The sequence below is a fragment of the Rhodococcus wratislaviensis genome (assembly GCF_041228765.1).
Lineage (GTDB): Bacteria > Actinomycetota > Actinomycetes > Mycobacteriales > Mycobacteriaceae > Rhodococcus_F > Rhodococcus_F wratislaviensis.
The window spans coordinates 3,291,345-3,310,623 of record NZ_CP150488.1; the positions used below are offsets into that span (position 1 = coordinate 3,291,345).

Sequence of the window (19,279 nt, forward strand, 5' to 3'; positions counted from 1 at the left end):
GGACGAATGCGCCGGTGACGGCGTCGAAGGCCTCCCCGTCCCGGGTTCGGTGTGGTAGACCGATGGTGAGAATCTCCATTAACAAAAGGAGTGCGGATGTTCCCTGGAAACTTCGTGGCGACCACCCCGGACAAGCCCGCTGTCATTCGTCCCGCGACGGGGGAGCGGCTGACCTACCGGGAGCTGGACGAGCGGTCCACCCGCCTCGCACGGCACCTGCGCTCGCTCGGCCTGACCGTCGGCGACCACCTGGCGCTCGTGTCGAGCAACGACCTCCGGGTCCTCGAGGTGTACTGGGCGGCCCTGCGATCCGGGCTGTACATCACCGTGGTGAACTGGCACCTCACCCCGGAGGAAGCCGGCTACGTCGTGGACGACTGCGGGGCCGAGGTGCTGATCGTGTCCGCCGACGCCGGCGGCGCCGTGCCGCGCGACCCGAATCAGCTTCCCCACGTCCGCCACCGTCTGGTGTACGGCGGCGAACTCGACGGATTCGACAGCTACGAGGACGCCGTGGCGGCGCAGTCCGCCGAACCGCTCGATTCGCAGCCCCGCGGGCAGGACATGCTGTACTCGTCGGGCACCACCGGCAGACCCAAGGGGATCAAACCCTCGCTTCCCGAGGGCGAGGTGGACACCACGATGGATCCGTACACCGCCGTGTTCGCCCCGATGTACGGATTCGATTCCGACACCGTCTATCTGTGCCCCGCACCCCTGTATCACGCAGCGCCGCTGCGCTTCTGCGGCACCATCACCTCCGTCGGCGGCACGATCGTCCTGATGGACCGCTTCGACGCCGAGGAATCGCTGCGGCTCATCGAGGAGTACCGGGTGACCCACAGCCAGTGGGTTCCGACGATGTTCGTCCGGATGCTCAAGCTGCCGAAGGACGTTCGCGACAAGTTCGACGTGTCGAGTCTGAAGGTGGCCATCCACGCGGCGGCGCCGTGCCCGCCCGACGTGAAGCGTTCGATGATCGAATGGTGGGGCCCGGTGATCCACGAGTACTACGCGTCCACGGAGGGCGCCGGCGCCACGTTCATCGACAGCGCCCAGGCGCTCGCGAAGCCGGGATCGGTCGGTCACGACGGGGTCATGGGCATCGTGCACATCTGCGACGACGACGGTGTGGACGTACCCACCGGTGACATCGGAACCGTCTACTGGGAGAGGGAGGAACGGCCGTTCGAATATCACAACGACCCGGCCAAGACCGAATCCGCGACGCACCCCGACCATCCGACGTGGACCACGAGCGGCGACATCGGATACATCGACGCCGACCGCTTCCTCTACCTCACCGACCGCGCCGCGTTCATGATCATCTCGGGTGGGGTGAACATCTACCCGCAGGAGTCGGAGAACGTTCTCACCATGCATCCCAAGGTGTTCGACGTCGCGGTGATCGGCGTGCCCGACGAGGAGATGGGTGAACAGGTCAAAGCCGTCGTGCAACTCGTCGACGGCGTGGAGCCGTCCGATGCCGTCGCCCGCGAACTACTCGACTACGTGCGCGACCGGGTCAGTCACTTCAAGGCGCCGCGCAGCATCGACTTCTCCGACGACCTGCCGCGCACACCCACGGGCAAACTCGTCAAGCACAAACTCCGTGCCCGGTACCTGAACGCCGGCTGAATTCCCGCACGTCACCTGTCCCGCGCCGCCCCGCAGCGCGGGCAGGTGCCCGCGGTGCGGTCGGTGAGGAACGACCCGCAGTCGGGGCACACGCGGTCGAGCCAGCACACGGGGTCGCCGCCGAGGTCGTCGCCCGGTCCGGTGAGGGGCGCGGCGTCGTCGCGGTGGGTGGTCACAACCGATCCAGCATGTACTCGGCAAGCACCTCGGCGTGACTGTGACTGACATCCTTCGTCGCGGTGAGGAGAACGATCGGCCGCCCCCGCGCGAGTTCCTGCACCCGCGCGACCGCCTTGCGGCCGGTCGGCGAATCGAGCTCGTGAACGTACCGCTCGCGGAACTCGCTGAACGCGGCGACGTCGTGCGAGTACCAGTGACGCAACTCCGTCGACGGAGCGAGGTCCTTGGCCCAGTCGTCGAAATGGAACGCGTCCTTGCGGAGCCCCCGCGGCCAGAGCCGGTCCACGAACAGGCGCAGCCCGTCGCCCTCGGTCGGATGGTCGTAGACCCGCTCGACGACGACCGGCGGATCCGCGGTGACGTCCTCCGCGCTCCGTTCCTTCGGTGTGCTCATGGCCGAACCTCCGCTTCCTTGCGGCTGTCTACCGTCAGACTACGACCAAACACCCTGTGACCGGGTTCACAAACGAGCAGAAACATCTGTGAGAACGACTGTTCGGACTCGATTCAGACGCCTACCCACGGACTTCTCTGTTCCCTACGTCACGCGTTCTCTGGCTACTATCAGCTAACTCAGTCGAGTCGGGGGAAATATTTCCGCTCATCATCGGTTGATCGCCGCTCGTCGCGGCACACACACCATCTACCGCAGGAAGTCGATACATGGATACATCGCAGAGCGCGTCCACTGCGCGCCCGACGGTCGGCGTCGTTCGGGAGTCGAACGACGGTGAGCGTCGGGTGGCGTTGGTGCCGAAGATCGTGGCGTTGTTGATCGCCAAGGGCGTCGACGTGGTGGTCGAGTCGGGTGCCGGGTTGGGCGCGCTGATCCCGGACGAGTTGTACACCGAGGCGGGGGCGAAGATCGCCGACCCGTGGTCGGCGGACGTGATCGTCAAGGTCGCGCCGCCGTCGGACGAGGAAGTGGGCCGGTTGCATGCCGGGCAGACCCTGATCGGGTTCCTCGCCCCCCGCAATCAGGACAATCAGGTCGCCGCGCTGAAGGCGGCCGGCGTGGCGGCGTTCGCGGTGGAGGCGATCCCGCGGATCTCCCGCGCCCAGGTGATGGACGCGTTGTCGTCGCAGGCGAACGTGTCCGGGTACAAGTCGGTGCTATTGGCGGCGTCGGAGTCGACCCGGTTCTTCCCGATGCTCACTACCGCCGCGGGCACCGTCAAGCCGGCGACGGTGCTGGTGCTCGGGGTCGGTGTCGCCGGCCTGCAGGCCCTGGCGACGGCGAAGCGTCTCGGCGGCCGGGCCACCGGCTACGACGTGCGCCCGGAGGTCGCCGACCAGGTCCGCTCGGTCGGTGCGCAGTGGCTCGATCTGGGGATCGACGCCGCCGGTGAGGGCGGCTACGCCCGCGAACTGACCGAGGCCGAACGCGCGCAGCAGCAGCAGGCGCTCGAGGATGCGATCAAGGGCTTCGACGTGGTCATTACCACCGCCCTGGTGCCGGGCCGTCCGGCACCGCGGTTGGTGACCGCGGCCGCGGTGGAGGGTATGAAGCCGGGATCGGTGGTGGTCGACCTGGCCGGGGAGACCGGCGGTAACTGTGAGCTCACCGAGCCCGGCCGGACCGTGGTCAAGCACGGGGTGACGATCTGCTCGCCGCTGAACCTGCCCGCGAGCATGCCCGAGCACGCCTCGGAGCTGTACTCGAAGAACATCTCCGCGCTGCTCGAGCTGATGCTCGTCGACGGGGCGCTGGCCCCCGATTTCTCGGACGAGGTCCTCGCCGCGTCCTGCGTCACCCGTGAGGAGGGTGTGTCCTAGATGTATACCGAATTGTTGGCGAACATCGCGATCCTGGTGTTGTCCGGGTTCGTGGGGTTCGCGGTGATCTCCAAGGTCCCGAACACGTTGCACACCCCGCTGATGTCGGGCACGAACGCCATCCACGGCATCGTCGTGCTCGGCGCGCTGGTGGTGCTCGGCAAGGTCGAGAACCCGCCGTGGGGTCTGCAGGTGATCCTGTTCGTGGCCCTGGTGTTCGGAACGATCAACGTGGTCGGTGGTTTCGTGGTCACCGACCGGATGCTGGCGATGTTCAAGTCCAAGCCCGCCGCCCCCGCCGCTGTTGCTGTTGAGAAGGGTGGGGACAAGTAATGGAGTATTTGGTCAACGTTTTGTACATCGTGGCGTTCGCGATGTTCATCTACGGTCTGATGGGCCTGACCGGCCCGAAGACCGCGGTCCGCGGCAACCAGATCGCCGCGGTCGGGATGGGTGTCGCGGTGGTCGCGACTTTGATCGCGATCCGGGACACCTCCAACTGGGTGCTGATCGTCGCCGGTCTGGTGATCGGTGTGGTGCTGGGGGTGCCGCCGGCGTTGCGGACGAAGATGACCGCGATGCCGCAGCTGGTGGCCCTGTTCAACGGGGTCGGTGGCGGCACCGTCGCCCTGATCGCGTACGCCGAGTTCCTCGACTCGGACGGGTTCACCGCCTTCGCGCACGGTGAGTCGCCGACGGTGCACATCGTCATCGCGTCGCTGTTCGCGGCGATCATCGGGTCGATCTCGTTCTGGGGTTCGGTGATCGCGTTCTTGAAGCTGCAGGAAACCCTGCCCGGCCGGCCGATCGGCATCGGCCGGTTGCAGCAGCCGCTCAATGCGGTGCTGCTGATCGGGGCCGTCGCGCTCGCGGTGATCATCGGGATCAAGGCGATCGACCCGACCGGACCCACCAGCCAGTGGTGGATCGTGGGGGTGCTGGTGCTGGCGGCGGTGCTCGGGTTGATGGTGGTGCTGCCGATCGGCGGCGCCGACATGCCCGTGGTGATCTCCCTGCTCAACGCGCTCACCGGTCTGTCCGCGGCGGCCGCCGGTCTGGCTTTGAACAATCAGGCGATGATCGTGGCCGGCATGATCGTCGGTGCGTCGGGTTCGATCCTGACCAACCTGATGGCGAAGGCGATGAACCGGTCCATCCCGGCGATCGTGGCCGGCGGGTTCGGTGGCGGCGGCGTCGCGGCGGCGGTCGGGGACGGCGCCGCCAAGACGGCGAAGTCCACCTCGGCGGCGGACGCGGCGATCCAGATGGCGTACGCCAACCAGGTGATCGTGGTCCCCGGGTACGGGTTGGCCGTCGCGCAGGCCCAGCACGCGGTCAAGGACATGGCCAAGCTGCTCGAGTCGAAGGGGGTGGAGGTCAAGTACGCCATCCACCCGGTCGCCGGCCGGATGCCCGGGCACATGAACGTGCTGCTGGCCGAGGCCGACGTCGAGTACGACGCGATGAAGGAAATGGACGACATCAACGACGAGTTCGCCCGCACCGACGTCACCCTGGTGATCGGTGCGAACGATGTCACCAACCCCGCCGCCCGCAACGACCCGTCGTCGCCGATCCACGGGATGCCGATCCTGAACGTGGATCAGTCGAAGTCGGTGATCGTGCTCAAGCGGTCGATGAACTCCGGGTTCGCCGGCATCGACAACCCGCTGTTCTTCGCCGACACCACCTCCATGCTGTTCGGGGACGCGAAGAAGTCGGTCGCCGAGGTCACCGAGGAACTCAAGGCCCTGTAGGCGGCTCCGCCGCCCGTGCGTGGTTGACGAGTCCAGAGACTCGTCAACCACGCACGGGCGCGAAGCGCCTCAGAGGCGCAGACTGCCGCGGTGCCGGGAGAAGGCGATGGCCGCGGTGTCGGGCCTGCGCTCTTCACGCTCGGCGGCGACGGGGGAGTACAGCATCAGGGTGGACGCCAGCGCCCACCAGATCGCCAAGATGACGACGCTGGCCGCGAGGCCGAAGATGCCGATTGGCTCGACCAGCGCAGCGGCCCCTGCGACACCGAGGACGACGGCGAAACCGAGGCCCGCGATGACGGGCCGGAACCGCGGCGCCGACACCAGCAGAGCCGAACCGTACAGCGCGGTGACGGCGACGACGTGCCCGCTCGGCAGGAGCACCGACGGTGCATCCGATTCCCACGCCCGGACAGCGGCGCTGGTGAGATTCGCGCCGATACACAGCAGCAGTACCGCACCCATGCCGTACGAAAGTTTTCGCATCGCCGCGACGATGGCGAGGACCACGGTCGCTGCGAGCACCGTGGTGACGTCGATCGCCTGGATCACGGGATCGGCGACGGGTCGGAGTGCCTCCGGGAGGACGAGACCCGACGATTGTGGGCGGATGAGGTACAGCGCGCACAGTGCCACCACACCCGCCGCGGCGAAGGCGAGGCGACGAACACTGCGACGCAGCCTGCTAGTCGATTCGGTCACGACACACAGTGTGCCAACCGACGCTGAACGATCGATGAGAGGCCGCTGTGAGGTCGGTGAACGGTCCTGTTCGTGCGGCGAGCGTGTGTCCCGATATCGGTCGGGTGCCGAGTGTCAGGTGCGCCGGACGGCCCCCGCGAACGTGGCGGCCACCAGCACGCAGACCAGGGGCACCACCATCGCGACGGTGAGCGGAACCACCTGGGTGATCCAGCCGATGGTGGCCGGGCCGGCGAGGAATCCCACGTATCCCAGCCCGACCACCCGGGACATGTTGGTGCCCGCGGAACCGGCGCCGAGGTTGCCCGCGGCGGTGAAGATCTGCGGGACACAGCCCGACAACCCGAGGCCGAACAGCGCCCAGCCCAGGACGGTGAGCGGGAGAAGCCCCGAGACGACGACGAGCAGCATTCCGAGGGCGGCGATCAGGGTGCCGTAGCGGACGACGGCGACGGGACCGAGCGCGCCGCTCACTCGGTCCGCGGTGAACCGGCCCACCGTCATCATCACCGAGAACGCTCCGAACGCGAGGGCGGCGACGGAATCCGACGTTCCGAGGTGTTCCTTGACCTGCAGGGTGCTCCAGTCGTTCGCGACACCCTCCGACAGCATGAGCATGAAGGCGATGCCACCGAGTGCGAGGACCCGCGTGGACAGCCTGCCCTGTGCCTTCTCGGCGGGAGCGATCTCGTGCCGAGAGCGGGGACGGTCCGCCATCAGCCACCGCGAGCCCGCGGCGACGGCGACGACCCCGACGACGGCTGCGGTCAGTAGCGCGGTCAGCGGTGCCCATCCGGCGGCGAGCGTCGCCGCTCCGAGCAGCGATCCCGCCACCCCGCCCACAGAGAACAGGGCGTGGAACGCCGACATTATCGGCCGTCCGTACCGCTGCTCGACTTCGACGGCCTGCGAGTTCATCGACACGTCCAGTGCGCCGTTCGCGAAGCCGAACACGAGCAGGGCGAGACCGAGCTGCCAGGCCGCGGAGGCCAGCCCCGGACCCACGGTGGCGGCCGACAACACGAGTCCGGCGATGATCACCATCCGCCTGCTGCCGAATCGGTCGGCCAGCGGACCGCTGACCTGCATGCCGCCGATCGCGCCGACCGCCAGCAGGAGCAGCAGCGAACCCAGTGTGGAGTGGCTGATGCCGGTCCGGTCCTCGATCGCCGGAATGTGCACGACCCACATGCCGAGGAGGAACCCGTTGATCCCGAAGATCCCGAACGTTCCCGCACGGGCCCGGCGGAGCGGCTCGGCCACTCGTGTCCGCGTGTCGACCGCGGACGCTCGGGAAGTGCTCACCGACCAAACGTACCGAGGATCAGAGGTGCGCGAGCAGTGAGGCGGGATCGTGCAGCATCGCCGCGACGGACGACACGAACCTCGACCCCTGCTCGCCGTCGACCACCCGGTGATCGAACGACACGCTCAGGGTGGTGACCCACCGCACCGCGAGTTCATCCTCGTGGACCCACGGTCTCCTGGTGACGCTGCCCAGGCACAGGATGGCCGATTCGCCGGGGTTGAGGATGGGTGTGCCCGCGTCGACACCGAACACCCCGACGTTGGTGATCGACACCGTGCCGCCGGTCAGCTGCGCGGGCTCGGCTCTGCCGGTGCGCGCAGTCGCGGTCAGCTCGGTGATCGCGCGGCACAGTTCGAGCAGGCTCAGCGACTGCGCCTCCTTGATGTTGGGGACGACCAGACCGCGGGGCGTGGCGGCGGCGATGCCGAGATTGACGTAGTGCTTGGTGACGATCTCCTGGTTCTCCTCGTCCCATGAGGCGTTGAGGCTCGGGTTCTCGCGCAGCGCGACGATCATCGCCTTCGCCACCAGGCTCAGCGGTGTCACCGACAGTCCCTCGAAGGCGGGGTTCTCCCGCAGGCGTTCGAGCAGTTCGACCGACCGGGTGACGTCGACGGTCAGGAATTCGGTGACGTGCGGGGCGGTGAACGCGCTGCGGACCATCGCCGCCGCAGTCTGCTTCCGGACGCTGCGGATCGGGGTGCGGGTCTCGCGCTCCGACGGCGCCGGGCCGGATGCCGACGGCAGGGCCTGCCGGGCCGAATCCGCATGGGATTCCACGTCGCTCCGGGTGACGGCACCGGACGGCCCCGTCCCCGCGATGACCGCGAGGTCCACCCCGAGTTCCCGTGCAGCCGCCCGGGCTGCAGGCGACGCGTCGGGGCACCGACGGTCCGGGCCGGACGTGCCGGTCTCCGGAGCGGTCACCAGCTTCCGCCGAGCGCGTTTGCTCTCGGCGGCGGCCTCCGGCCCGTACCCCACCAGAACGGGCGTGCGCGCGGGTGGTTCCTCGGTGGCCGCATCCGTCGCGATCCGGATGATCGGCGTCCCGACCGGCACCGTCGCGCCCGCCGGAACCAGCAATTCCTCCACGACACCCGCGTACGGCGAAGGCAACTCGACGAGCGCCTTCGCTGTCTCGACTTCTCCGATCACCTGATTGAGTTCGATCGTCTGGCCCACCTCGACGGCCCAGGAGACCAGCTCGGCCTCCGTCAGCCCCTCACCGAGATCGGGTAGGCGGAATTCCTGCGCCAACGGACGGCTCCTCTCCTCCGACGAGTGCGATCAGGCCGCGAGGCTGCGATCGACCGCGTCGAGCAGGCGGTCGGCGTCCGGCAGGTGGTGCAGTTCCAGCTTCGCCGGGGGATACGGGACGTCGAATCCGCCGACCCTCAGGACGGGCGCGTCCAGCTGGTAGAAGCACCGCTCGGAGATGCGGGCGGCGATCTCCGCACCGAGGCCGAGGAACGTCGACGCCTCGTGTGCGACGACGAGCCTTCCGGTCTTGCGAACCGACTCCTCGATGGTGTCGAAGTCGATCGGCGACAGGGAGCGCAGGTCGATCACCTCGAGGGAGTGCCCCTCGTCGGCGGCGATGGCCGCGGCCGACAGTGCCGTCGGCACGACGGAGCCGTACGCGACGATGGTGGCGTCCGTGCCCGCCCGGGCCACCCGGGCGCGATGCAGCGGCAGGTCCGGTTCGGCGTCCACGTCGAACTCGGCCCTGTCCCAGTACCGCCGCTTCGGTTCGAAGAACACGACCGGGTCGTCCGCCGCGACGGACTGCTGGATCATGTGAAACGCGTCCGCCGGGTTGCTGGGTGTGACGACGCGCAGTCCGGCGGTGTGCGCGAAGTACGCCTCCGGCGACTCCGAATGGTGCTCGACCGCACCGATGCCGCCGCCGTACGGGATCCGGATCGTGAGGGGCGCGGTGACCCTGCCCTGGGTGCGGTAGTGAATCTTGGCCACCTGCGACACGATCTGGTCGAACGCGGGATAGACGAACCCGTCGAACTGGATCTCGCAGACCGGCCGGTAACCGCGCAGGGCCATGCCGAACGCGGCGCCGATGATTCCGGACTCGGCGAGCGGAGTGTCGATGACCCGGTTGTCGCCGAAATCCTTCTGCAGGGTGTCGGTGACGCGGAAGACCCCGCCGAGGCGTCCGACGTCCTCACCCATGATCACGACCTTGCGGTCGTGTTCGAGAGCGCGCCGGAGGCCTGCGTTGAGTGCGGCGCCGAGCGACAGCGTGGTGGTGGTCATGACAGTGCCTCCTCGATGCCTGCGAAGCCCGCGAGGTACGCGGCGTACTGTTCGCGTTCCTCGTCGATGAGTGGGTGGTCGGTGGAATACACGTGCTCGAACAGGTCGAGCGGCTCGGGATCGGGCGCACCGATGGTCCCGGACCGCAGTCGCGCCGCGACGTCGTCGGCGGTGGCCTGCACTCCGGCGAGGAACGTGTCGTCGAGCAGGCCCTCCCGGTCGAGGAGGCGCCTCATCCGGTCGATCGGGTCGCGGGCTTTCCAGATCTCGGTCTCGGCTGCCGCCCGATACCGGGTGGGATCGTCCGACGTGGTGTGGGGGCCCATCCGGTACGTGATGGCCTCGATGAATGTCGGCCCACTGCCTTCGCGGGCCCGTTGGGTGGCCTGACGGGTGACCGCGAGGACCGCGAGAACGTCGTTGCCGTCCACCCGGAGGGCGGGCATGCCGTACCCGGCGGCACGCTGGGCGATGGGGACGGGACTCTGCAGGCGGACCGGTTCGCTGATCGCGAACTGGTTGTTCTGGCAGAAGAATACGACCGGCGCGTTGAAGCTCATCGAGAAGCCGAGGGCCTCGGCGAGGTCGCCCTGACTGGTGGCGCCGTCGCCGAAGTAGGCGATCGTCGCGATCTCAGCACCGTCCAGATGGGCGCCCATGGCGTATCCGGTGGCGTGCAATCCCTGGGAGCCGACGACGATCGCGGGATTCGTCACGTTCACGGAACTCGGATCCCACGCGCAATGGGCGCATCCGCGCCACATGCGGGTCATCACCCCCGGGTCCACGCCCCGGCAGTAGGCGACGGCGTGTTCGCGGTAGCTGATGAACGCGTAGTCGTCGGGACGGAGGGCGCGGGCGGAGCCGACCTGTGCGGCTTCCTGCCCGAGCATCGGAGCCCAGAGTCCGAGTTCGCCCTGGCGTTGCAGCGCGACCGCTTCGACATCCATCCGACGCGCGACCACGAGGTCCTCGTAGAGGCCGCGCAGTTGGTCGGGTCCGATGTCGCGGACCAGGCTGGTGTAGTCGGGTCTGAAGACCCGTCGGCCGTCCGGCTGGATGAGCTGGACCGGATAGGCAATCTTGTCGACCATCGGGGTCACCTCGCGTTGTCGAGTCCGTGAACCTTGTGGGTTCGTTGGAGACGGGTACTGCGGTAGGGCAGGTGTGTGTCCTACTTCACAGCATCCACGAGAACGCGAAGTGCGCAAGTGGCACCGCCGGCTTCGAGCAGAATGCCCAGTTTTGGGGGTTGCAAGGGTGTCATGCTGCGTCTAATGACCAATTCGGACACAACCGACACCAGGTTGTTGCTGCAATTGCCGGAGAACCCCGGATCACCCCGCGAACACGAACCCGATCGAGGCGAGGACGGCCAGCAACGCGAGGTAGACCGCGGGCATCGCGACGGCCCTGGTGTCGGGATTGCCGTAGTCGCCGCGCCGGACATGGAAGGCGATTGCGCACAAGAGGAGAATCAGCAGCGCCACCGTCGCGATCACTCCCAGCGGAGTCCAGTAGAGGCCGACGAGAACGCCGACACCGCCGGCGAGTTCCGCCACGCCGATCAGCCGGACCTGTTGCCTGCTCAGGCCCCGGGATTGCAACCCCGTCCACGCGGTTCCCTTCAGTCTCAGCTTGGGAATGCTCACGGCGACGGCACTCACGGCGAGGAGCACGCCGCACACGATGAGGAAAACTTCCACGTCGGTCCCTCCAGTTCCGGCCGAATCGGCCTCACTGTTGCCACCCTAGGGCCGCGACCTGCGGTGCGGACCGGTTCCCTCCGCATCGGGCTTCGGAGCGGTTAGCATCGAGCGCGTGAATGCTGTGGGGCTGAACGAAGATGCCGTTTCTGCGTGGATTGCCGGACTCGGTGTGGGAGCGATCGCGCCGCTGAGCTTCGAGAGGATCGGGAACGGTCAGTCGAATCTCACGTACGCGGTCAGCGACGCGGGTGGTGGACGGTGGGTGCTGCGGCGGCCACCGCTCGGACATCTGCTCGCGTCGGCGCACGACGTGGTCCGCGAACATCGGATTCTGTCCTCGCTGCAGGGATCCGACGTTCCGGTGCCGAAGATCCTCGGGCTCACCGATGATCCGGAGGTCACGGACGCGCCGCTCGTGCTGATGAGTTACGTCGCGGGGGTGGTGATCGACAGCATCGGCGTGGCGAAGAAGCTGACACCCGAACAGAGGAATGCCGTCGGTCTGGCGATGCCGAAGGCTCTCGCGAAGATCCATGCGGTCGATCTCGGGGACGCCGGGCTGGAGGACCTGGCCAGTCACAAGCCTTACGCGGCAAGGCAGTTGAAGCGGTGGACGGATCAGTGGGAGAAGTCCCGTACCCGCGACGTACCGGCGATCGAGGACCTGGCGGGCATCCTCGAGCGCAACATGCCGGAGCAGGCCGAACTGTCGTTGGTGCACGGTGATTTTCACCTGAGCAACGTCATCACCTCGCCCGAGGAGGGTGAGGTGGTCGCGGTGGTCGACTGGGAACTGTGCACGCTGGGCGACCCCCTCGCCGACGTCGGCGCGTTGCTGGCCTACTGGCCCGAGGCGGGCGACGAGGACGCGGGACCGTTCCCCGCCTCCACGCTCGAGGGGTTCCCCACCCGGGCCGAACTCGTGGAGGCCTACGTCCACCACACGAAACGCGATGTCACGCATGTGGGGTACTGGCACGTTCTGGCGTTGTGGAAGCTGGCGATCATCGCCGAAGGCGTCCTGCGCCGGGTGATCGACGACCCCCGCAACAAGGCCGAGACCGGTGCGCCCACGGTCGCGCTGATCGACGGCATCGTCGCCCGGGCGGTGGCAACGGCGGAGGCCGAGGGCCTGCGCTGAACCCCCTGGTGGCGCCGGATGTTCAGACGGCGTCCGGCACCACCAGAAGGGTTGCAGCGCTCCGGATTTCGGACGGGATCGGCACCGGCTTCCGGGTCTTCGCGTCCACGTACACGTGAACGAACCGGCCGAGAGCCGCGAGTTCGAGCGTGTCGTCGTTCTCGCGGAAGATCGCGAGCGCATACACGATGCTCCGGGTGCCCAGCTTCTCGACGGACAACCCCACCTGCAGGCGGTCCGGGAACGTCAATTCGCTGACGTACTTGCAGGACGTCTCGGCGACCACGCCGATGGCGGGCAGATCACGGATGTCGGTGCCCGTCGTCGCGATCAGCCAGCCGTTGACGGCCGTGTCGAAGTACGAGTAGTACGTGACGTTGTTGACGTGCCCGTAGTGGTCGTTGTCCGCCCAGCGGGTCGGCACCGGCCACAGGGCGGGGAAGTCGGCGGCGGTCGGCAGGGCGGGGGCGTCGTCGTGTTTCACCGTGCCGACCCTAATGCCACGGATCACCCGGACCACGCGTCGGGCAGAATCGCGTCCTATGTCTGTGCCCGACAGTGATGTGCGTACACCCGATTCCGCCGCCCAGCCGATCAGCGCCGGAATCGTCACCGCCCTGGTGGGCTTCACCAGTTCGTTCGCGGTCGTACTCACCGGATTGACCGCGGTGGGCGCGAATTCCGCCCAGGCCGCGTCGGGACTGCTGGCGCTGTGTGTCACTCAGGCGCTGGGCATGCTGTGGATGTCGCGGCACTATCGCATGCCGATCACGCTGGCGTGGTCGACGCCGGGCGCCGCTCTCCTCGCCGGTGCGGGGACGGTCAGCGGGGGCTGGCCCGCCGCGGTCGGGGCATTCGTCGTCGTGGGGGCGGCGGTGACCCTCACGGGACTGTGGCCGCGGCTGGGACGGCTCATCGCGGCCATCCCCCCGGCGTTGGCGCAGGCGATGCTCGCAGGGGTGCTGCTGCCGCTGTGCCTGGCGCCGGTGCTGGCGCTGCGTGACGCTCCGCTGGCCGTCGCGCCCGTCGTTCTCGTGTGGCTGGTTCTGCAGCGGTACTCGCCCCGGTGGGCGGTGCCGGCCGCGTTCGCGGCCGCCGCAGTGGTGATCGCGGTCGGTCTCGCCTCCGGCAGCGACGGACTGGACACCAGCGCGCTCCTGCCGAGACTCGATGTCACCGCGCCGGCGTGGACGTGGCAGGCGATGATCGGGATCGCGATCCCGCTGTACATCGTGACGATGGCGTCCCAGAACATCCCCGGAACCGCCGTGATGAACTCCTTCGGCTACCGGGTGCCGTGGCGGCCGGCCATGCTCGTGACCGGTGTCGGGACCCTGGTGGGCGCGCCCGCGGGTGGACACGCCATCAACCTCGCCGCCATCAGCGCCGCCCTCGCCGCCGCGCCGTCCGCGCATCCCGACCCCAGGAGGCGGTGGGTCGCGGCCTTCACGGCAGGCTGGGCGTACCTGGTCCTCGCGGCGTGCTCGGCTGCCGTGGCCACCCTCATCGCCGCAGCCCCCGAGGGCGTCGTGGAGGCGGTGGCCGGTCTCGCGCTCCTCGGGACTCTCGGCGGGGCACTGGCCTCCGCCCTCGACGACGTCCGCGAACGGGAGGGCGCCGTCGTCACCTTCCTGATCGCCGCGTCCGGCGTGAGCATCCTCGGCATCGGGTCCGCGTTCTGGGCGCTGGTCGCCGGGCTGATCGTGCGGGTCGCGGTGACCTCGCGACGATAATGGGGTGATGACCACCATCGAGGTAGTTCAGGGTGACATCACGACGGTCGAGGTCGATGCGATCGTCAACGCCGCCAACTCCGGACTGCTCGGGGGTGGGGGCGTGGACGGCGCCATCCACCGGGCCGGTGGTCCGGAGATCCTCGCCGAATGCAGGCAATTGCGGGCCACCACGCTGCCGGACGGGCTCCCGGCGGGACAGGCGGTCGCGACGACGGCGGGCCGGTTGCCGGCTCGATGGGTGATCCATACGGTCGGCCCCGTGTATTCCGCTTCGGACGATCGGTCGGCCACCCTGCGCAGCGCCTACACCAGCAGCCTGGCGGTGGCCTCGGATCTCGGCGCGCAGTCCGTTGCGTTCCCGCTGATCTCGTCCGGGGTGTACGGCTGGCCGGCGGACGACGCCGTCCGGCAGGCGGTCGGTGCCGTCCGTGAGTCGGACGCGGGAATTCCCCGGGTTCTGTTCGTGGCGTTCGACGCACGGATGGCGACCCTGCTGCGTGGCGAGGTGGGTGAATCGCACTGAACACCGATCTCGCCTTCCTGACCGCAGGACTGGCACTTCTGCTCGCCGCCACCGTTCCGCGCCTGTTCCAGGACCGTGCCGTCTCGGCGCCGCTGATCGTCCTGGCGGTCGGGGCGGGGGGCGGCCTGTTTCTCGGCGAGTCGGGCACCGACACCCTGTCGCCGGCGCTGCATCCGGCCGTGACGGAACACCTGAGTGAAACGTGCGTCATCGTCGCCCTGATGGGTGTGGGACTGGCGATCGACCGGCCTCTGGGCTGGCGGACGTGGAATTCGACGTGGCGTCTGCTGCTGATCGCGATGCCGTTCGGTATCGCCGCGGTCGCGTTACTCGGCTGGTGGGTGGCGGCACTGACCCCCGCCGTCGCGATCCTGCTCGGGGCCGTCCTCGCACCCACCGACCCGGTGCTGGCGTCCGACGTACAGGTGGAAGGTCCCACGTCGGGCGGCGAGTCCCATCGGGAGGACGACGAGGTACGGTTCGCGCTCACCTCGGAGGCCGGGCTCAACGACGCTCTCGCCTTCCCGTTCGTGTATCTGGCGCTGTTCATGATCGGCAAGGGGCCGATCGAGCAGTGGATCGTGCAGTGGGTGGCCTGGGAGCTGATCGGCAAGGTGGTCATCGGCGCGGCCTTGGGATGGATTGCCGGTGATCTGTTCGGCCGCGCGGTCTTCCGCTTCCCGATCACACACATGCGCCTCGCCGAACGCAGCGAACCCATCTTCGCGCTCGCCGCCACGTTCGCCGTCTACGGACTCACCGAACTCGCCGGGGGATACGGCTTCCTTGCCGTCTTCGCCTGCGCGGTCGCCATCCGCCGGACGGAGCGGGCCCACGACTACCACGCCGAGATGCACAGCCTGATCGAGCAACTCGAACACGTGCTCACCCTCGCCGTCCTGCTCCTGCTGGGGGTGGCACTCACCTCCGGTCTGCTGACCGGACTGACGTGGGGTGGGGTTCTCGTCGCGGCAGCCCTCGTGTTCGTCATCCGGCCGCTGGTCGGATGGGTTTCGCTGCTGGGCTGCCAGGAGATGTCCGGCCCCGAGCGCCGGGTCACCGCGTTCTTCGGGGTTCGCGGAATCGGGTCGATCTACTATCTCGCGTACGCCGCTGCGGAAGCCGGCGTGGACGACGAGAAATGGTTGTGGTCGACGGTGGCCTTCACCGTCGTCCTCTCCGTCCTCGTTCACGGGGTGAGTGCGACGCGGGTGATGCGCCTGCTCGATCTTCGTCGGGAAGGCGGTGCAGTCACGGACCGATAATGTCGCGACTGCACCGCTCGACCAGCGAGTTGCGCGGGGTGGCGTGGAGCGGGTCTTCACTCCTTGCGCACGGCGGAGGTGCGCGCCGTGCCTGCCGGGTGCTCCGAGTCCTCGGCTCGGTGGACGAGGACGGGCGGCGCCGCCGAGACCACCGAGGGAGTGGGCCGGTTGCCGGCCTTGATCTCGTTGAACAGGATGTTCAGCAGCACCGCGACGATGCTCGCCGCGCTGATTCCCGAGTCGAAGACGATGTGCACCCATTCCGGGAAGGCTGCGTAGAACTCGGGCACCGCGATCGGTATGACACCGAAACCGAGTGCCACCGCGACGATCACCAGGTTGAGATTGCCGTCGTACGACACCTTGGACAGGGTCCGGATTCCGCTCGCCGCCACGGAACCGAAGAGGACGATCCCCGCACCGCCGAGGACGGGCAGCGGCACGGAGGCGACCAGCCGCCCCAGGATGGGGAACAGCCCGAGAGCGAACAGGACCGAACCTCCGGCCGCGACGACGTACCTGCTCTTGATCCCCGTGATCGCGACGAGCCCGACGTTCTGAGCGAACGCGCTGGCCGGGAACGTGCCGAACACCGGTGCCACGGTGGTGGCGAGCATGTCGGCGCGGAGACCGTCGCCTACCCGGCGAGCATCGACCTTCGTTCCCACGATCTCGCCGACCGCGAGGATGTCCGCCGTCGTCTCGGTCATGATCACGAGGATCACCACGGTCATCGAGATGATCGCACCGATCTGGAACAGGGGAGTTCCGAACGAGAACACCTGCGGCAGTTCGAAGATCGCGCCCTTCCCGACGGCGCCGAAGTCGGCCTTGCCAATCAGCGCGGCGAACAGGGTTCCCACGACGATGCCGATCAGGATCGACAACCGCGACAGGGTTCCCTGGACCAGCCTGCTCACCAGCAACACGATGAACAGGCTGAACCCGGCGAGCCCGATGTTGGACATCGACCCCCAGTCCGGGGCCTTGGCGTTGCCACCCATCGCCCAGCGCACCGCGACCGGCAGGAGGGAGATGCCGATGACCGTGATGATCGACCCGGTGACGACGGGCGGGAAGTAGCGCACGATCCTGCAGAAGAACGGGCTGATCAACAGTCCGATCGCGCCGGCGACCATGATGGCCCCGAAGACCGATCGCAGTCCGCCCGGACCACTGGCCACCGCCACCATGGTGGACACCGAGGCAAAGGAAATGCCCTGCACCAGGGGAAGTTTTGCCCCGAAGTAGGGAACGCCGAGGGTCTGCAGCAGTGTGGCCGCACCGCTGACGAACAATGCCGCCGACACGAGCAGTCCGATCTCGACGCCGGTCAAGCCGGCGGCGCCGCCGACGATCAGGGGAGGCGCGATCACGCCGCCGTACATCGTCAGGATGTGCTGCAACCCGTAGACGTACGACTTTCCGAGCGGCAAACGCTCGTCCTCGGGTCCGGTTGTTCCGGCAACCCGGTGTCCGATCCGCTTCATCGCCGCGTTCCTAGCAGAATCCGGGAACGGAATCCCAGGCGCGGCCGGCGTCGGGAGCGTCCTCGCGCTCGACGGTCGCCTCGATCAGCCCGTAGGGGCGGTCGGCCGCGAAGAACACCTCGCCGGGGTTGTCGAGTCCGAACGGTTCCAGGTCGACGAGGAAGTGGTGTTTGTTCGGCATCGAGAACTTCACCTCCGCGATCTCGGGATGCGCCTCGAGTACCGCCGAACCCATCTGGAACAGGGACTGCTGCAGCGCGAGCGAATGCGTCGTGGCGAACGCCTCCAGCATGACTGCCCGCACGTTCTCGAAGGTCTTGTCGAAGTCGACGTCGGTGGTGAGGTACCGCCACCGGGCGCTCACCGACGTCGCGAGGATCCGGTCGGACGTCTCCTGCAGGGTGGTGTACTTGTCCTTCGGGTAGCCCCGGAACTCCGAGCCCGTCGACTTCAGCACCACCATGTTGCTCAGGCCGGACACGATCCACGTCCGGTCGCCGTCGATGGTGACCACGGTGTTCCGCCGTTCGTCGCTCGATCGGACGAAGGAATGGTCGTGGCCTTCGCCGTCGACCGGGATCCGCGCCCACGAGTACTGCTCGATCTCCCATCGGCCGCCGGTGATCCACTCGAATCCCGACGTGAAGTGCCGTCCGAGTCGCATGGCGAACGTCTCGATCGAGCCGACGCCGTCGCGGGCGAACGCGTACACCGTGTTCTTCTGGGTGTCCGTGGCCACGACGTGCGCGTTGTCGCCTTCGGTGTGCACCGCGTCGAGGTCGCCGCGCAATTGCGAAGTCACGGTGACGTCTTCGATCTCGTGTCGCTTCGTGTCCCGGGTGATCTTGACCAACCGGACTTCTGCCTTGCCGTACTGGTTCTGGCCGAGCACGATCTTGCTCATGATTAGCTCCCTCGGTAGGTCGAGTATGCGAACGGGCTGAGAAGGACAGGTACGTGGTAGTGCTGTTCGCTGTCGGTCAGGGTGAACGTGATGGTGACGTCGGGGTAGAACGCCGGACGACCCTTCGCTGCGAAGTAGCGTCCGGTGTCGAAGACGATCCGGTAGATGCCCGGCTCGAGTCGGGCGGGGCCCAGGGTTGTGACGCGTCCGTCGTCGTCGGTGACGGCGTCGGCCACGGTGATCCAGTCGGACTGCCGCTGGACCGTCAGCGTGACAGGCACCTCCCGCGCGGGTATGCCTTCGGCCGCATCCAGCACATGGGTGGTGACCTGGCTGACGTCGCTCATGCGTCCAGCATTCCGGCGAGTCGACGTGCGGCGATGTCGCGTAGTTCCTCTGCGACAACGGCTAATTCGCTGGCCTCGTCGTTGAGCAGCCGGCGGTCGAGTGCGGTGAGGATGTCGGACGTGCTGCGGCCGGCGGCGCGGACGAGGAAGACCCGTCCGAACTTGTCCTCGTAGGCACGGTTGCCGTCGGTGAGCCGTTTGTGCGCTGCCGCGTCGGACGAATCGACGTTCGACTGCTCCGAGCGTGCCAGGTGCGCCTCGGCGTCGTCGCCTCCCGGGGGTTCACCGATTCGGGGATGGTGCGCGAGGGCTTGTTCGATCTCGTCCGCGGAGAGTGGGCCGGCGCCCGTTCTGGCCGCGGTGAGAAGTGAGGCGCGATCGGGGTACGGCCGGGCGGACACGAGTTCGTCTGCCCACCGGGGAATATCCAGGCAGATCCGCACCAGTTCCGTTGCCTCGGACTGTGAAGCCTCGTTGAATCGTTGGAGTCCTGCATCGAGATCCATGCGACCCTTCTTCCACAATGCGAAA

The 19,279-nt window shown here is 67.9% G+C and carries 21 protein-coding genes; 8 read left to right on the forward strand and 13 right to left on the reverse strand.

What is annotated here, in order from left to right; translation table 11 throughout:
• Positions 1 to 96 precede the first annotated feature (96 nt).
• Positions 97 to 1,638, forward strand: a complete 1,542-nt coding sequence (locus tag WKC72_RS15020; RefSeq protein ID WP_370183160.1) for an AMP-binding protein — start codon at positions 97 to 99, stop codon at positions 1,636 to 1,638.
• Positions 1,639 to 1,649: 11 nt separating this feature from the next.
• Here the strand turns inward: WKC72_RS15020 and WKC72_RS15025 are convergent, their stop codons facing one another.
• Together WKC72_RS15025 and WKC72_RS15030 are read right to left on the reverse strand one after the other, a co-directional pair.
• The gene (locus WKC72_RS15025; RefSeq protein WP_174233740.1) at positions 1,650 to 1,814 is read right to left on the reverse strand and encodes a hypothetical protein; all 165 of its coding nucleotides are present in this window, start codon (positions 1,812 to 1,814) and stop codon (positions 1,650 to 1,652) included.
• On the reverse strand, positions 1,811 to 2,212 hold the full coding sequence (locus WKC72_RS15030; protein WP_370183161.1) for a DUF488 domain-containing protein: 402 nt from the start codon (positions 2,210 to 2,212) through the stop codon (positions 1,811 to 1,813). The genes WKC72_RS15025 and WKC72_RS15030 overlap by 4 nt, the downstream gene beginning before the upstream one ends.
• Positions 2,213 to 2,481: 269 nt before the next feature.
• Here WKC72_RS15030 and WKC72_RS15035 point away from each other — a divergent pair, with 269 nt between their 5' ends.
• From WKC72_RS15035 to WKC72_RS15045, 3 genes are read left to right on the forward strand one after another with little or no spacing between them, the layout of a single operon-like run.
• The gene (locus WKC72_RS15035; protein ID WP_370183162.1) at positions 2,482 to 3,594 is read left to right on the forward strand and encodes a Re/Si-specific NAD(P)(+) transhydrogenase subunit alpha; all 1,113 of its coding nucleotides are present in this window, start codon (positions 2,482 to 2,484) and stop codon (positions 3,592 to 3,594) included.
• Positions 3,595 to 3,927 (forward strand): NAD(P) transhydrogenase subunit alpha, encoded by a 333-nt coding sequence (locus WKC72_RS15040; RefSeq protein ID WP_370183164.1) that lies wholly within the window; start codon positions 3,595 to 3,597, stop codon positions 3,925 to 3,927. It abuts the gene before it with no gap.
• Positions 3,927 to 5,351, forward strand: a complete 1,425-nt coding sequence (locus WKC72_RS15045) for an NAD(P)(+) transhydrogenase (Re/Si-specific) subunit beta (protein WP_037228604.1) — start codon at positions 3,927 to 3,929, stop codon at positions 5,349 to 5,351. The genes WKC72_RS15040 and WKC72_RS15045 overlap by 1 nt, the downstream gene beginning before the upstream one ends.
• A gap of 69 nt (positions 5,352 to 5,420) precedes the next feature.
• On the opposite strand, the gene WKC72_RS15050 is transcribed toward WKC72_RS15045, so the two are convergent.
• The 6 genes from WKC72_RS15050 to WKC72_RS15075 all read right to left on the reverse strand — a co-directional run bounded on the left by WKC72_RS15050 (position 5,421) and on the right by WKC72_RS15075 (position 11,339).
• Positions 5,421 to 6,053: a hypothetical protein gene (locus WKC72_RS15050; RefSeq protein WP_112298702.1), complete on the reverse strand. Its 633-nt coding sequence runs from the start codon at positions 6,051 to 6,053 to the stop codon at positions 5,421 to 5,423.
• Between the two features lie 114 nt (positions 6,054 to 6,167).
• Positions 6,168 to 7,316 carry an MFS transporter gene (locus WKC72_RS15055; protein ID WP_112298701.1) on the reverse strand — a complete coding sequence of 383 codons (1,149 nt, stop codon included), beginning with the start codon at positions 7,314 to 7,316 and terminating at the stop codon, positions 6,168 to 6,170.
• A 61-nt stretch (positions 7,317 to 7,377) separates the two neighbouring features.
• Positions 7,378 to 8,619, reverse strand: a complete 1,242-nt coding sequence (locus tag WKC72_RS15060) for a dihydrolipoamide acetyltransferase family protein (RefSeq protein WP_370183165.1) — start codon at positions 8,617 to 8,619, stop codon at positions 7,378 to 7,380.
• A gap of 30 nt (positions 8,620 to 8,649) precedes the next feature.
• A complete protein-coding gene (locus WKC72_RS15065) occupies positions 8,650 to 9,633 on the reverse strand; it encodes an alpha-ketoacid dehydrogenase subunit beta (RefSeq protein ID WP_370183167.1) in 984 nt (327 codons plus the stop codon).
• A complete protein-coding gene (gene pdhA / locus WKC72_RS15070) occupies positions 9,630 to 10,727 on the reverse strand; it encodes a pyruvate dehydrogenase (acetyl-transferring) E1 component subunit alpha (RefSeq protein WP_037240127.1) in 1,098 nt (365 codons plus the stop codon). The genes WKC72_RS15065 and pdhA overlap by 4 nt, the downstream gene beginning before the upstream one ends.
• Positions 10,728 to 10,970: 243 nt before the next feature.
• Complete coding sequence (locus WKC72_RS15075; RefSeq protein ID WP_370183169.1) at positions 10,971 to 11,339, reverse strand: DoxX family protein; 369 nt, start codon at positions 11,337 to 11,339, stop codon at positions 10,971 to 10,973.
• Between the two features lie 115 nt (positions 11,340 to 11,454).
• Between WKC72_RS15075 and WKC72_RS15080 the strand changes: the two genes are divergently transcribed.
• Entirely contained in the window at positions 11,455 to 12,483 is a 1,029-nt protein-coding gene (locus WKC72_RS15080) for a phosphotransferase family protein (RefSeq protein ID WP_037240101.1), read from the forward strand.
• Positions 12,484 to 12,505: 22 nt separating this feature from the next.
• Here the strand turns inward: WKC72_RS15080 and WKC72_RS15085 are convergent, their stop codons facing one another.
• Positions 12,506 to 12,967, reverse strand: coding sequence for an acyl-CoA thioesterase (locus WKC72_RS15085; RefSeq protein ID WP_370183170.1), 462 nt, complete (start codon positions 12,965 to 12,967; stop codon positions 12,506 to 12,508).
• A gap of 58 nt (positions 12,968 to 13,025) precedes the next feature.
• Between WKC72_RS15085 and WKC72_RS15090 the strand changes: the two genes are divergently transcribed.
• From WKC72_RS15090 to WKC72_RS15100, 3 genes are read left to right on the forward strand one after another with little or no spacing between them, the layout of a single operon-like run.
• Complete coding sequence (locus tag WKC72_RS15090) at positions 13,026 to 14,216, forward strand: benzoate/H(+) symporter BenE family transporter (RefSeq protein WP_370183172.1); 1,191 nt, start codon at positions 13,026 to 13,028, stop codon at positions 14,214 to 14,216.
• 7 nt (positions 14,217 to 14,223) lie between these two features.
• The gene (locus tag WKC72_RS15095; RefSeq protein ID WP_112298696.1) at positions 14,224 to 14,742 is read left to right on the forward strand and encodes an O-acetyl-ADP-ribose deacetylase; all 519 of its coding nucleotides are present in this window, start codon (positions 14,224 to 14,226) and stop codon (positions 14,740 to 14,742) included.
• Entirely contained in the window at positions 14,739 to 16,007 is a 1,269-nt protein-coding gene (locus WKC72_RS15100; protein ID WP_370184373.1) for a cation:proton antiporter, read from the forward strand. Before WKC72_RS15095 ends, WKC72_RS15100 begins: the two co-directional genes overlap by 4 nt.
• A 56-nt stretch (positions 16,008 to 16,063) precedes the next feature.
• Here WKC72_RS15100 and WKC72_RS15105 read toward each other — a convergent pair whose 3' ends face one another.
• Genes WKC72_RS15105 through uraD form a run of 4 tightly spaced genes read right to left on the reverse strand, consistent with a single transcriptional unit; the run spans position 16,064 to position 19,254 of the window.
• A complete protein-coding gene (locus WKC72_RS15105; protein ID WP_037240089.1) occupies positions 16,064 to 17,497 on the reverse strand; it encodes a nucleobase:cation symporter-2 family protein in 1,434 nt (477 codons plus the stop codon).
• 10 nt (positions 17,498 to 17,507) lie between these two features.
• Complete coding sequence (gene pucL, locus WKC72_RS15110; protein WP_370183174.1) at positions 17,508 to 18,401, reverse strand: factor-independent urate hydroxylase; 894 nt, start codon at positions 18,399 to 18,401, stop codon at positions 17,508 to 17,510.
• Positions 18,402 to 18,403: 2 nt separating this feature from the next.
• Positions 18,404 to 18,748 (reverse strand): hydroxyisourate hydrolase, encoded by a 345-nt coding sequence (uraH, locus tag WKC72_RS15115; RefSeq protein ID WP_037240118.1) that lies wholly within the window; start codon positions 18,746 to 18,748, stop codon positions 18,404 to 18,406.
• Positions 18,745 to 19,254, reverse strand: a complete 510-nt coding sequence (gene uraD / locus WKC72_RS15120; RefSeq protein ID WP_128641784.1) for a 2-oxo-4-hydroxy-4-carboxy-5-ureidoimidazoline decarboxylase — start codon at positions 19,252 to 19,254, stop codon at positions 18,745 to 18,747. The genes uraH and uraD overlap by 4 nt, the downstream gene beginning before the upstream one ends.
• Positions 19,255 to 19,279: the final 25 nt, after the last annotated feature.